General features: G+C 51.8%; 14 protein-coding genes and 1 pseudogene. 5 read left to right on the forward strand and 10 right to left on the reverse strand.

The window, feature by feature from the left end; translation table 11 throughout:
• Positions 1 to 69: 69 nt before the first annotated feature.
• Both pepT and ACQG03_RS08825 read left to right on the forward strand, forming a co-directional pair.
• Positions 70 to 1293 (forward strand): peptidase T, encoded by a 1224-nt coding sequence (gene pepT, locus ACQG03_RS08820; protein WP_032624465.1) that lies wholly within the window; start codon positions 70 to 72, stop codon positions 1291 to 1293.
• Positions 1294 to 1390: 97 nt separating this feature from the next.
• Positions 1391 to 1881, forward strand: a pseudogene (locus ACQG03_RS08825) (REP-associated tyrosine transposase).
• Positions 1882 to 1973: 92 nt separating this feature from the next.
• Here the strand turns inward: ACQG03_RS08825 and ACQG03_RS08830 are convergent.
• The 4 genes from ACQG03_RS08830 to ACQG03_RS08845 all read right to left on the reverse strand — a co-directional run bounded on the left by ACQG03_RS08830 (position 1974) and on the right by ACQG03_RS08845 (position 5680).
• Positions 1974 to 3095: a cupin domain-containing protein gene (locus ACQG03_RS08830; protein ID WP_022647767.1), complete on the reverse strand. Its 1122-nt coding sequence runs from the start codon at positions 3093 to 3095 to the stop codon at positions 1974 to 1976.
• Positions 3096 to 3186: 91 nt separating this feature from the next.
• A complete protein-coding gene (gene phoQ / locus ACQG03_RS08835) occupies positions 3187 to 4650 on the reverse strand; it encodes a two-component system sensor histidine kinase PhoQ (RefSeq protein ID WP_023299812.1) in 1464 nt (487 codons plus the stop codon).
• Entirely contained in the window at positions 4651 to 5322 is a 672-nt protein-coding gene (gene phoP / locus ACQG03_RS08840; RefSeq protein ID WP_026094318.1) for a two-component system response regulator PhoP, read from the reverse strand.
• A gap of 73 nt (positions 5323 to 5395) precedes the next feature.
• A complete protein-coding gene (locus ACQG03_RS08845) occupies positions 5396 to 5680 on the reverse strand; it encodes a hypothetical protein (RefSeq protein WP_131631781.1) in 285 nt (94 codons plus the stop codon).
• A 117-nt stretch (positions 5681 to 5797) separates the two neighbouring features.
• Here ACQG03_RS08845 and ACQG03_RS08850 point away from each other — a divergent pair, with 117 nt between their 5' ends.
• The gene (locus ACQG03_RS08850; protein WP_022647769.1) at positions 5798 to 6190 is read left to right on the forward strand and encodes a hypothetical protein; all 393 of its coding nucleotides are present in this window, start codon (positions 5798 to 5800) and stop codon (positions 6188 to 6190) included.
• An 84-nt stretch (positions 6191 to 6274) separates the two neighbouring features.
• Here ACQG03_RS08850 and purB read toward each other — a convergent pair whose 3' ends face one another.
• From purB to rluE, 5 genes are read right to left on the reverse strand one after another with little or no spacing between them, the layout of a single operon-like run.
• Positions 6275 to 7645 (reverse strand): adenylosuccinate lyase, encoded by a 1371-nt coding sequence (gene purB / locus ACQG03_RS08855; protein WP_023299813.1) that lies wholly within the window; start codon positions 7643 to 7645, stop codon positions 6275 to 6277.
• Positions 7646 to 7664: 19 nt separating this feature from the next.
• Complete coding sequence (gene hflD / locus ACQG03_RS08860; protein WP_006809213.1) at positions 7665 to 8294, reverse strand: high frequency lysogenization protein HflD; 630 nt, start codon at positions 8292 to 8294, stop codon at positions 7665 to 7667.
• A 27-nt stretch (positions 8295 to 8321) separates the two neighbouring features.
• Positions 8322 to 9434, reverse strand: coding sequence for a tRNA 2-thiouridine(34) synthase MnmA (gene mnmA, locus ACQG03_RS08865; RefSeq protein WP_426726115.1), 1113 nt, complete (start codon positions 9432 to 9434; stop codon positions 8322 to 8324).
• Between the two features lie 40 nt (positions 9435 to 9474).
• Complete coding sequence (locus ACQG03_RS08870; protein ID WP_045307954.1) at positions 9475 to 9948, reverse strand: NUDIX hydrolase; 474 nt, start codon at positions 9946 to 9948, stop codon at positions 9475 to 9477.
• Positions 9948 to 10607 (reverse strand): 23S rRNA pseudouridine(2457) synthase RluE, encoded by a 660-nt coding sequence (rluE, locus tag ACQG03_RS08875; protein WP_063163626.1) that lies wholly within the window; start codon positions 10605 to 10607, stop codon positions 9948 to 9950. Before rluE ends, ACQG03_RS08870 begins: the two co-directional genes overlap by 1 nt.
• 60 nt (positions 10608 to 10667) lie before the next feature.
• On the opposite strand from rluE, the gene ACQG03_RS08880 reads away from it, so the two are divergent.
• Both ACQG03_RS08880 and ACQG03_RS08885 read left to right on the forward strand, forming a co-directional pair.
• Positions 10668 to 12314 (forward strand): recombinase family protein, encoded by a 1647-nt coding sequence (locus ACQG03_RS08880; protein ID WP_426726116.1) that lies wholly within the window; start codon positions 10668 to 10670, stop codon positions 12312 to 12314.
• Positions 12314 to 12538 carry a hypothetical protein gene (locus tag ACQG03_RS08885; protein WP_063163624.1) on the forward strand — a complete coding sequence of 75 codons (225 nt, stop codon included), beginning with the start codon at positions 12314 to 12316 and terminating at the stop codon, positions 12536 to 12538. The genes ACQG03_RS08880 and ACQG03_RS08885 overlap by 1 nt, the downstream gene beginning before the upstream one ends.
• Positions 12539 to 12573: 35 nt before the next feature.
• On the opposite strand, the gene ACQG03_RS08890 is transcribed toward ACQG03_RS08885, so the two are convergent.
• A complete protein-coding gene (locus ACQG03_RS08890) occupies positions 12574 to 13515 on the reverse strand; it encodes a hypothetical protein (RefSeq protein ID WP_063163623.1) in 942 nt (313 codons plus the stop codon).
• Positions 13516 to 13542 lie beyond the last annotated feature (27 nt).

A 13542-nucleotide genomic window follows, 5' to 3' on the forward strand; every position in this document is an offset into this window, starting at 1 on the left:
GTGACCTGACGCAATATTTGCGTTTTGCTGCTTAATGATAATGTTGTCACAAAAAGTGAGGGTGACTGCATGGATAAACTACTTGAGCGTTTCTTACATTACGTTTCGCTGGATACCCAATCTAAGCCGGGGGTCCGACAGGTGCCAAGCACCGAAGGCCAGTGGAAGCTGCTAAATCTGCTGAAAGAGCAGCTGGAGGCCATGGGGCTGGTTGATGTCACGCTCAGTGAAAAAGGGACCGTGATGGGAACGCTGCCGGCCAACGTTGAGGGAGATATCCCGGCGATTGGCTTTATTTCTCATGTCGATACCTCACCTGATTTTAGCGGTAAACACGTTAATCCGCAGATTGTTGAAAACTACCGCGGCGGAGATATTGCGCTGGGCATTGGCGACGAAGTGCTGTCGCCGGTGATGTTCCCGGTACTGCATCAGCTGCTGGGGCAGACGTTAATCACCACCGACGGCAAAACCTTGCTGGGGGCCGATGACAAAGCGGGTATCGCCGAGATCATGACGGCGCTGGCGGTGCTGAAGGGCAAAAATATCCCACATGGCGATATCCGCGTGGCCTTCACGCCGGATGAAGAGGTAGGAAAAGGCGCGAAACATTTTGACGTCGAGGCGTTTAACGCTCAGTGGGCCTACACCGTCGACGGTGGCGGCGTGGGTGAACTTGAGTATGAAAACTTTAACGCGGCATCGGTGACGATCAAAATCGTCGGGAATAACGTGCACCCGGGCTCTGCGAAAGGGGTGATGGTGAATGCGCTGTCGCTGGCTGCGCGTATTCATGCGGAAGTTCCTGCCGAAGAGAGCCCGGAGATGACGGAAGGGTATGAGGGTTTTTATCATCTGACCAGCATCAAGGGGAACGTGGACAGCGCGCAGATGCACTATATCGTCCGCGATTTTGACCGCAAAGCCTTTGAAGCGCGCAAGCGTAAGATGATGGAGATCGCGAAAAAGGTCGGCAAGGGGCTGCACCCGGATTGCTATATTGAGCTCATCATCGAAGACAGCTATTACAATATGCGCGAGAAGGTGATGGAGCATCCGCACATTCTTGATATCGCCCAGCAGGCGATGCGCGATTGTGATATCGAGCCGGTGATGAAACCGATCCGTGGTGGAACCGATGGTTCGCAGCTGTCATTTATGGGCCTGCCGTGCCCGAACCTGTTTACCGGTGGATATAACTACCACGGCAAGCATGAGTTCGTGACGCTGGAAGGGATGGAAAAAGCGGTGCAGGTGATTGTGCGGATAGCAGAGTTAACCGCGAAGCGGTAATGTTTCATGCCGGGTGGCGGCTACGCCTTACCCGGCCTACATTTCGATCGTAGGCCCGGTAAGCGAAGCGCCACCGGGCAATGGGCAAGGAGTGCCAATGTCAAACTACCGCCGCCACTACATCCCCGGTGGGACCTGGTTTTTCACCGTCAATCTGCAAAACCGCCAGAGCGATTTACTTACCCGCCACATCGACAGCCTGCGTTCCGCTACCGCCACGGTTAAGCATGCGAAGCCCTTCACCATTAACGCCTGGGTTATCCTGCCTGAACATATGCACTGTATCTGGACCTTACCGGAAGGGGACAGTGACTTTTCGTCGCGCTGGCGCGACATTAAAAAATGTTTAGCCGCAACATTGAGATGCGCCACGTCTGGCAGCCGCGTTTCTGGGAACACACTATTCGCAATGAACAGGATTATCGGCGGCATATGGATTACGTCTACATCAATCCGCTGAAGCATGGCTATGTCGGGAAAGTCGTCGACTGGCCCTATTCAACGTTTCATCGGGACGTGCGGGAGGGGTTATATCCGACAGACTGGGCGGGTGAGATTGAGGATTTTGCGGCGGGGGAGCGGAAGTAAAAAAAGCCCGGTGGCGCATCGCTTACCGGGCCTACGGGAACGGCTTTTGTAGGCCGGGTAAGGCGTAGCCGCCACCCGGCAAACATCATGACTCAGTCCTCAAAAAACCAGTACCCGCTGTTAACCAGCGCGGCCAGCATGGCGAGGAAGGAGGGATCGTCCAGCGCGTCGCCAAAGGTATCCGCAGACAGCACCATATGGCTGGCAATCGCTTCCAGTGCCGGACGGTGTGGAGAGTCCAGGCGCTCGCCGTTGACGAATACCTCTTCGCCAATGCGCAATACACGTAATCCGCCCAGACGAACCAGCTTATCGCCCTGCTGGAGGGCATCATAAATTTCATCTGCCTGATACGGCGGCTCTGGCGGTGCGACGTCCAGTTCGTGACGCGACTGGCTGATAAACTCGCCAAACCACTGTCTGAAGTGCTCCGGTTCGTTGATCAGATCCAGCATCATACCGCGCAGCTTATCCAGCTCCTCTGGCAGAATATCGGCCGGGTGCTCACGCGCCGGAACATCCGGATCGCTGTAACGATGGCTGCCCAGCTCGCGCTGTAAAACATAGTCAGCGAATCCGCTGATCATCTCGCGGCCGCTTGGCGCGCGGAAACCAACCGAATAGTTTAGCGAGTTTTCAAGGGAATAACCTTCATGCGGGAAGCCTGGCGGGATATACAGAATGTCGCCTGGCTCCAGCTCTTCATCAATGATCCCTTCAAACGGATCAACCTGAAGCAGATCCGGGTGCGGGCAGTGCTGCTTCATTGGCACTTTTTCGCCCACTCGCCAGCGACGGCGACCTGTACCCTGAATGATAAACACGTCGTACTGATCAAGATGCGGACCCACGCCGCCACCGGGAACAGAGAAGGAGATCATCAGATCGTCCATTCGCCAGTCTGGGAGGGCGCGGAAGGGACGCATCAAGGCTGCGGTGGGTTCGTGCCAGTTGTTGACCGCCTGCACCAGTAAAGACCAGTTGCTTTCGCCCAGGTGATCGTAGCTTTCAAAGGGACCGTGGCTGACCTGCCATTTCCCGTCCTGATGGCTCACCAGACGGCTGTCTACCTCGTTTTCCATCGCCAGACCAGCGAGTTCGTCAGGAGAAATAGGGTCGATAAAATTGCTGATCCCGCGTTTAAGAACGACCGGGCGTTTTTGCCAGTAACGTTCAATAAATTCGGGCCAGTTAAGCGTTAATTGATAATCCATATTTTTGTATTCCGCAGGCTCTTACTGAGACGGATTATAACGGAAGCACCGACCCCTGGCTGCGAGATCCGCGTATTTTTCCCATTTCGGGTTAACTATCGTTCAATCCGGGCTGTTGGCGGCCAAAAATGACTTCCATACGGGCACCGCCCAGCAGACTTTCGCCGGTTTCAATCTTGCCCTCGTACTGATCGACAATTTCCCGGGCGACGGATAATCCGACACCCTGGCCCGGGCGCAGCGTATCGGCGCGCTGACCGCGATCGAATACCACTTCGCGTTTATTATGGGGAATGCCAGGACCATCATCCTCAACGATAATATGCAGTTCGTTATCCGTTACGCGCGCGGACACCTCGACAAACTCCAGACAATATTTGCAGGCGTTATCGAGCAGATTTCCCATCACTTCCATAAAGTCATTCTTCTCGCCAACAAAGCTTATTTCCGGTGAGATATCCAGACTGATGTTTACCCCTTTACGCTGGTAAACCTTGTTCAGCGCAGAGGTGAGGTTATCCAGCAGCGGGGCTACCGGGTGCAGTTCACGGCTCAATAAGGCGCTTCCGGAACGCATGCTCGCGCGGTGCAGGTAATAACCAATCTGCTGTGAAATACGGCTGATTTGCTCCAGCATTACCGGCTCGGCGTCATCCACGCTCATTTTCGAACTGCGCATTGAACGCAGTGTACTTTGCATCACTGCCAGCGGGGTTTTCAGGCTGTGCGTAAGATCGGTGAGCGTCGTGCGATACTTGTCGTAACGTTCACGTTCGCTTTTCAGCAGGCGGTTGAGGTTGCGCACCAGGCTGGTCAGTTCGCGCGTAGTTTCCGGGTTAAGCTTCTCGCGGTGATGTTCCTCCAGCTCGCGCACCTCTTTGGCAAGGGATTCAATCGGGCGGAGGCTCCACCACGCAGCAACCCACAGGAGAGGGATCACCAGCAGCAGGTTGGCAGCCAGAACGTACACGAACCAGTTCCAGACCATATACGAACGTTTTAGCTCAACCGGTATGGTATCGATCACTACAATGGTCAGCTGCGGCATGTTCAGAGTGGCGGGATACAGGTTGATGGCCACCGAGTGGGTCATCTCCGTGTCGTCATCTTCAGCGCGGATCTCATTGAGCTTGTTCTGTAACGCCCGATCGTCACGCAGCAGGATGCTGGTAGAGTTGAGGTCGGCTTCTATTTCGTGAAAACCATTGGTTTTAAGCCATTCCGGACGGATGCGCTTTTTCAGCCAGGGGACGTCGCGCTGCGCCCACAGCAATTTTCCTTTTTCATCGTAAATGAGTGCCAGCGTTGGGCTCTGCTGGTTCAGGTTTTCCGGCATCTCGACGGTGATTTGGTTGTTCTCCCATTTCGCCAGGGTATAGAACAGATTACTTTCGCCGCGAAGCAGGCGGAAGGTGGTTTTATCGAAGCTTACGCTGTACCCGACCAACGCCACCATTCCGTAAGAGAGGGACAGCACGAGCACGACGGCGGCGGTTGCCAGCAGAAAGCGAACCCGCAGTGAAAGGGGTAAAATATGGCGCAAAATCCCTTTCATTTAGCGTAATTCGAACAGGTAGCCCTGACCACGCACGGTGGTAATCACGTCGTGCGGGTACTGTGCCTGAATTTTTTTGCGCAGGCGGCCCATCAGCACGTCAATGGTGTGGCTTTCGCGCAGTTCGGCATCCGGATAAAGCTGAAGCATCAGGGAATCTTTGCTCACCACTTTACCGTTGTTACGGATCAGCGTTTCCATGATGGTGTATTCGAATGCGGTCAGCTTGATTACTTCATCATTTATTGAAAATTCGCGGCGGGAGAGATCCACCTGGAACGGCGGCAGAGAGATCACCTGTGACGCCAGCCCGCTGTTGCGGCGCAGCAGCGCCTGCATACGCGCGGCGACTTCTTCAATATGGAAGGGTTTGGTCACGTAGTCATCTGCGCCTGCGCTCAACACTTCAACCTTGTCCTGCCAGCCTTCGCGAGCAGTCAGCACCAGTACCGGCAGGGAAACGTCATGGCTACGCCAGCGGCGGATAAGAGATAATCCGTCTTCATCCGGCAGCCCTAAATCGACAATGGCGATGTCCGGCAGGTGTTCATTGAGATAATAATCGGCCTCTTTTGCGTCTTCAGCATCGTCCACCTGATGACCCATCTCCTGAAGTTGAACTTTCAGGTGATGACGTAGCAATGCGTTATCCTCAACAACCAGTACGCGCATCATCATTTCTCCCTTTATAAATGGTATGAATAGTTTAACGCTGATTATCCAGGTTGACACCAGCGTTATGAAATTAAATGATTTTTTTCATGCTTCTGAAGACAGGCGGCATTACGCCAGGCATCTGATTATTAAGTATGTTGACCTGATCCTGTTTCATATCGCCCACCCACCTCACATAAGCCTCATACGCCCCCAGAAGGCGCGGGTAATATAAACTGACTTGTTTTCGCACGCTTTCGCAATCCGGATAAAACATCCATCCGTTTATGAACGGTTGAAGGCGAGTCGCTTTTTTGACAGAACGGGCACGCCAGTTTTGTAAAGATTGCCCTTTTTTTTGTAAGGATGTTCTCACTATGTCTGTCTTTGTCTACGCTTATTTTATGGTGCGAAATTAGATTTGCATAAGATGTGCCAGAAAATCAGCATTTTTACACAACAAAACAGCAATATAGCGAGTAAAGAGGATTCTATGGAATGGAAGGTTGTTGAGACTATTGCGAGCCCGGAAAGTGGAACCATCTTTTGCAAAGTTGAAACACAATATGGCCTGAATTATATCCTTTGGCTAAAAGGGGATTATTACGTTCGTGCCGGTGAAATCATCACCACCTCAAACCAGGGTATCCTGATTAACGATCGGCGGCGTAGGGTATGGATAGCGCAGGCAATGCCCTATACATCAATAGGCTGGATGGGGTTCAAACAGAAAAACGCGTGTCCAGGTAACCGGCAGGAGATGGATCGGCCATGCACGGTTGAGACCCCGTGCCAGTTCAGGCTGTGCCCGTTCGGCTTAAAACGATATATTCCGGAAAGTTATTCCACGGCGAAAAATAACAACCAGCCTGACAACAGGTTGTAATCCCGGAAGAGCCTGTAACGGGGTGTGAACGTCGACACGATGATGAAAAGCAGCCCCCTTTCCGGGTGGAAAGGGGGAGGGTGATTACTTCAGCTCGTCAACCATAGTAATGGCGCGGCCAATATAGTTTGCCGGGGTCATCTCTTTCAGGCGCGCTTTTTCTTCTTCGGGCAGCGCCAGACCATCGATAAACTGTTTCATACCCTCAGCATCAACGCGTTTACCGCGGGTCAGCTCTTTGAGTTTCTCGTACGGTTTTTCGATGCCATAACGACGCATCACCGTCTGAATCGGCTCCGCCAGCACTTCCCAGTTGTGATCCAGCTCGTCCAGCAGACGGTCGCGGTTCACCTCCAGCTTGCTCACACCCTTCAGGGTGGACTGGTAGGCGATCAGCGCGTAGCCAATACCCACGCCCAGGTTACGCAGCACCGTGGAGTCAGTCAGGTCGCGCTGCCAGCGGGAGACCGGCAGCTTACTCGCCATATGCTGCAACACGGCATTCGCCAGGCCCAGGTTACCTTCGGAGTTTTCGAAGTCGATTGGGTTCACTTTGTGCGGCATGGTGGACGAACCGATTTCCCCGGCGATAGTCTTCTGCTTGAAGTGGTTCAGGGCGATGTAGCCCCAGACATCACGATCGAAGTCGATCAGGATGGTGTTGAAACGCGCAATGCAGTCAAACAGCTCGGCGATGTAGTCGTGCGGCTCAATCTGGGTGGTGTACGGGTTCCACTGGATCCCCAGAGACGTCACGAACTCTTCACTGAACTGGTGCCAGTCCACTTCCGGGTACGCCGCGATGTGGGCGTTGTAGTTACCCACCGCGCCGTTGATTTTGCCGAGGATCTCAACCTGCTCCAGCTGACGATACTGGCGTTCCATGCGGTACGCCACGTTCGCCATCTCTTTACCCATGGTGGATGGGGTTGCTGGCTGGCCATGAGTACGGGACAGCAGCGGAATGTCGCGGTATTCCACGGACAGCGCTTTCACCGCATCGATGATTTTACGCCAGTAAGGGAGTACCACCTCTTTGCGTGCGGTAGAGAGCATCAGCGCGTGAGACAGGTTGTTAATATCTTCAGAGGTACAGGCGAAGTGAATAAATTCAGATACCGCGAGCAGGGCAGGGACGCTTGCCACTTTCTCTTTCAGGAAGTATTCAACCGCTTTCACGTCGTGGTTGGTGGTGCGTTCGATGGTTTTAATACGCGCGGCATCTTCTTCGCTGAACTCAGCAACGATTTTATCAAGGTAATCGTTTGCCTTTGCGTCAAAAGCAGGAACTTCCTTGATTGCTGTCTGGGCGGCCAGCTTTTGCAGCCAGCGCACTTCAACCTGAACACGGAACTTCAGCAGGCCATATTCGCTGAAGATCCCGCGCAGCGCGCTGACTTTATCGCCGTAGCGTCCATCGACAGGGGATACGGCGGTCAGTGAGGATAATTCCATAATTCGCAACTCCGGGAGGTTAACAATGAGCAAGAATTTGTTTTGCCTGAGTCGTCAGGCGATGACGAGAAAACATGAGCTGTAGGCGGCCACCGCCGACCTGTTGCCACAGCACGGCGGCACGGATGCCTGCCAGCAGCGAAGCGCGTACCTTCGCCTGTACCTGTGGGCTTTGCAATACGGCAGGCGAACCGGTGACCTGAATACGCGGGCCGAGCGGGCTAATTACGTCGACGTAGATACCGGCCATCGCGCTCAGCAGGGTCTCAGACTGGAGGTCAAAGTGGTCGAGCTGGCGCTGTAGCCCGGCGATGCGATCGCCCAGGGTATTCATTGCACCTTTCGCCGCGTTCAGCTTACGTTCCAGCACCATCAGGCTTAAGGTGTAGCGGGTCAGTTCCGCGTTCAACCCCTGACGGTTGCTGGCGTTGAGCACGCCGAGCAGGGTTTCAAGACCGAGACGAAGATTGGTTTCACTGCCGCCAAAGACGCCCAGCGTGGAGCCTGGGTTAAGATCGATAACGCTGTTGAGTGAAACGTGCAGGGCATCAGCGTCGCAATGACCCTGATGCGCCAGCTGTTGCACCAGACGGGCTGACTGGCAAATTCCCGCCAGCGCCAGGGTGATGTCGTAATAGTTCTTCGCCACACGGTCTCCTTTATGTGTGCAAACGGTTTAAACAGCAGGCAGCGGCAGGCGCTGTTCAATGATCCCACCGCCGAGGCAAATTTCGCCGCTGTAGAAAACAGCTGACTGGCCAGGGGTAACGGCGGAAACCGGTTCGTCGAAACGCACGTCAATGCGATCGTCATCCAGTGCGGTGACGGTGCAAGGGATGTCCGTCTGGCGGTAGCGCGTTTTCACGGTGCAGCGCAGCGTGCCTTTCAGCGGCTCGCGATCGACCCAGTGCAGCTGTTGCGCGATAAGTCCAACGGACATCAGGCGCGGATGGTCGTGACCCTGAGCCACCACCAGAATATTGTTTTCGACATCTTTGTCGACCACGTACCACGGATCTTCGCTGCCCTCTTTGGTGCCGCCGATACCCAGACCTTTACGCTGGCCGAGAGTGTGGTACATCAGCCCCTGGTGCTGACCAATCTCATCACCGTCAACGGTGACGATTTTGCCCGGCTGTGCAGGCAGGTAGCGCCCCAGGAACTCGCGGAATTTACGCTCGCCGATAAAACAGATACCGGTGGAGTCTTTTTTCTTCGCGGTGATCAGATCCAAATCTTCAGCAATCTTACGCACTTCCGGCTTTTCCAGCTCGCCGACCGGGAACAGACTTTGGGCAATCTGTTCATGGCTCAGCGTGTAGAGGAAGTAGCTCTGATCTTTATTGCCATCCAGACCGCGCAGCAGCTGGCTTTTACCATACACATCCGCGCGACGCACGTAGTGGCCGGTCGCAATGTAGTCTGCGCCCAGATCTTCCGCGGCAAATTCCAGGAAGGCTTTGAATTTGATCTCTTTATTGCACAGGATATCCGGGTTTGGCGTACGGCCCGCTTTGTACTCTTCAAGGAAGAGTTCAAAAACGTTGTCCCAGTATTCTGCGGCAAAGTTAACGGTGTGCAGTTCGATGCCGAGCTTATCGCACACGGCCTGCGCATCGGCGAGATCCGCAGCGGCAGTGCAGTATTCCTCGCCATCGTCTTCCTCCCAGTTCTTCATGAACAGGCCCTCCACCTTATAGTCCTGTTGCTGCAACAGGTAGGCGGAAACGGAGGAATCGACACCGCCGGACATGCCGACGATCACTTTTTTCTGGCTGTTATCTGACATGGAATACTCACGACATTGAACTTCAAGGCGGCGTATTCTATCACGCCCCCCCACCATTGACACCCTCTGTAAACGGCCAGTTAAATTCTGCAATGACATCCAGCGGCAGGCGAGCTGCAGACTGCCAGCAGCGGATGCTTTCCGCAACCAGCGGCGAGCGCAGGTTTGACGCGTTCAGGATCTCGTCTGCGGTCACCCACAGGCAGCGATCGATATCGTCGTCGTGCGGTTCAGTGGCGCACGTTTCGTTAAGCTCAACGGCGAATAAAAAGCGCAGGAAAGGTGTCTGGTCAGGCGCTATCCACTGATGCATACGGATAAAGTGCTGCGGTTCGGCGCGGATACCCGTCTCTTCCCAGAGCTCGCGTTTCGCTGCCTGCAATAAGGTTTCGTTGGCTTCAAGATGCCCGGCTGGCTGATTCCAAAGCGCTTTGCCGTTGATGGTCTCTTCCACCACCAGGAATTTCCCCTGCGCGTGGACCACGCAGGCGACCGTAACATGGGGTTTAAACATCAGTTCTCCTTAGGGGTAACATCCCGCCATTCCCCGTTAGCCAGCGAGTCCAGCGTGTAGCTGCCCATGGCGTAGCGAATGAGTCGCAGGGTAGGGAAGCCCACATGCGCAGTCATGCGCCTGACCTGTCGGTTGCGGCCTTCATAAAGGGTGATTTTAAGCCAGCTGGTGGGAATCGATTTGCGCTCACGAATCGGCGGGTTGCGCGGCCACAGCCACTCGGGTTCATTCACGCGCTCAATACCAGCTGGCAGGGTAGGACCATCGTTCAGCGTTACGCCGTTGCGCAGCTTTGCCAGCGACGCGTCGTCCGGCTCGCCTTCAACCTGCACATAGTAAATTTTTCCGGTACGTTTGCCCGGCTGAGTAAGCCCGGCCTGGAGCACGCCGTCATTGGTAAGCACCAGCAGCCCCTCGCTGTCGCGATCCAGACGCCCGGCCGCGTAGACCCCCTGAACGGGGATAAAATCCTTCAGCGTGCTGCGCCCGGCCTCGTCGGTAAACTGCGGCAATACATCGTAGGGTTTATTGAACAGTATGACCCGCGTTGGCTGGGGTTCTGGCGTTCTTCTGGTGGCTTGTCGTGAGCTGAATCGCTCAACCCGGTGTTTTCTAAAAGAAGTCTTAGAATCATTATAGTATTTACGGGCATTGCTCATATAATGCCCTCCATAAGGCGATTCGAGAGATTCAAAGCTATGTGTGTTGCTATCGGGTACATGCGTTACTCGTCAAAACTTCAAGGTGCAGGTTCCACCATTCATCGTCAGAAAAGCCTAATTAATAAATGGGTAGAAGACCAGAAAACTCATCACGGTAAAGTGTATGAGGTCAAATTCTACACGGATAAGGGGCTGTCAGGTTGGACAGGTGAAAACTTACTTGCAGGTGCGTTAGGTCGATTGATTGAGGAAGTTGAAGCTGGTGGTTATCCAGAAGGGACACCAATTATCCTCGAATCCATAGATAGACTTTCGAGACAAGGGCATGAGGAAGCAACAGCAATCCTACGTCGATTAACCTCTACTGGTTGTGTAGTACACAGCATTCTTGACCGTCAGGTTATCCAGCGTTCAGACCTGAAAACATTCATTGGTGCAATGCAAATTATTGCAGTGGCTGAACGTGGTAGGGAAGAGTCAGACATCAAATCTGAACGTGTCTCCAGTTCCAAGGAACGCAACTATGAACTTGCCAAACTTGGTAAGAAGTTGGTGACAAGAAATCTACCAGGCTGGATTTACCTTGACCAAAAAGGGAAGATGCAGATTGACCCCGCAAAGCAGAAACTGGTGAAGGAAATCTTCGAAATGCGCCTTGCTGGTCACACATATCAGGGTATTGCAGAGACTATGACTAACAGGGGTGAACCCGTTCTCAATGAACGTAAAGGTGCTCAACGTTGGCTACCAAATTCAATCAGGACTCTGCTACACAGTCGTTCAGTTATCGGTGTGCTTCCTGCATCCAAAGTGAACGACAAATACAAAGAGATAGAAGACTACTTCCCCTCAGCGATTACCAAAGACCTGTTCTATGCCGTCAATGACCTGAATGTTCCTGCTGTACGTAGTCGTGAGAAGAAGCAATATCCTGAGACAGTATTCCTGTTTAAAGGTCTCGTAAAATGTCGCTACTGCAAAGGTAATGTTTTTCTCAATGGTGCTAAACCTGGATATTGGGGAAGAATACGGTGTATCGGTCATCATGATAAAGTCTGTGATGCTCCATCGTTACCGCGCTACGACTTTGAACAGAGTCTGATTACAAGAATGTTCCCGTTGCTGAAATCTATGGATGTCAGTACAGAGGAAAATCCCGTTGCAGTGTTACAGGCGAAAATTGACCATCTGACGAATATCCTCGAAGGTTACTATGATGACCTTGAAGAAATCCCTCGTGAAGATAAACCTCGTCGTAAGAGTATCAACGAGCGTATCTCCAAACGTGCCAACGAAAAGGAAGAGTACGAGAGACAACTCGTGGTAGTTCGTCGCAAGATGGAAGTTCGAACTGAGAATACACTTTCAGATTTGAATTATGATGACTATAGCGACAGGTTGAAAATGCAACTGGTCATCAGTCGAAATATTGAACGTATCGTATTGGATTCACTCTTCGATAAAGTTCATATCAAATTGGTTAATGGAAATGCACTGATGAACTTTCCCCTTTACGGTGATGTGGATGGTTCGAGGTTGGTTATCACTGCCAAAGAAAACACAGGTATTACCGATGTTGAGAGAATACTTGGTTTAGATGATGCAATGCCTACAGTTTACAACCTTGCTCCGTCCAGTGGGGAATTTATGGATGACAGGGAGTTCCCCGAAGTAGAACCAGATTACCCCAATGAGGAACAGTGATGAGTAACTATGACGAATTCGCAGAGTGGGAACGTCAACAGGCCAATATTAAAGCTGGACGTTCATCCGGTAATAATGGAACGTTTCAGGAGGCTTTAAATAACCCTCGATATAAAGGTAATGGTGCTCCTGTTGAGATACAGCCTGAGTCAACCATTTATCAGGATGAACAAGGGAAACGATTTAGGTTCATTTTTGGTCAACGTGTATACTTGAACGAGTAAAACAAAAAAGGGGCGCTTGCCCCTTGTTAACATTTTTACTCAGCAGGTTTTTCCCAATCTCTATAAGTATATCTTGTTCTTGCCTCGTCCTCTGAAATACCAACATACGCACCGAGTCTTTCAAAGTTCGGTTTAGCCATTGGTTTAATGGTTTCTAAAAACAATGGTTGCTGATTTGTATATGTTGGTAATCCACCCCATTCTCTAATTCGTTTCAATTCGATGTTGCTTGAAGCAATAGCGGGAAATTCCATCATGAATTTATGCAACTCAATTATCACATGGTCTGTCAATGCAATGGCTTGCTCAGTGACATCAATTAAACCTCCGCATAACGGACGTCCAAGGTGTTTTGGCAATTCCAAAAGGGTTTGCTGTTCACTCATGTCTCCAAGTTCACGCGCTTTCTCTTTTGCAAGTTGGCTTAATTCATTTCTCGTGACAAGAAATTCCATAATCTGATTATAGTTGCCGAACATTGAACTGATTCTTACAACATTTCTCCATGTATAAAGTAATTCTTCTGGAGGTGGAGAAGGAACTTCCATATTTAAAATGCGGTGTTTGATATGCCAAATAAGATTTTGCGGAAACGGTTTATTGGCTGTGGGAATTGGCCTGATGAAATAAAGTGTACTTGGGTTAAATATGACCTCATCTTTTTTGACGAGCATAGTAGGGTAAGCAAGCGCTCTGTAAAGAGGTTCGTCAAAAGTAATATGTTTGTAATTCGCTTTAATCGCAATTAGGTTATTCAGGCATCCATGCGCTTTAACGAATGTCTCGTTGGCTGCAACAAAATTATCCTTTGTGATGTTCTTTAGGTCTTGCTTGCGGTTGATATAGATTGCTGACATTCCACCAAGCAGAGCAGAGAAGAAAGCCAGTGTAATTGGAAAGATATAATCCTTCATGTAATCAGATGACGGCTGGAGTGAAACAATTGCTTTAGCGAGCAGTATTGCATCTGGACTCATAATGTGAACTCTTATACGTTGCAAATC

The sequence above is a fragment of the Enterobacter cloacae complex sp. 342H5 genome (assembly GCF_050030905.1).
GTDB classification, from domain to species: Bacteria; Pseudomonadota; Gammaproteobacteria; order Enterobacterales; family Enterobacteriaceae; genus Enterobacter; species Enterobacter intestinihominis.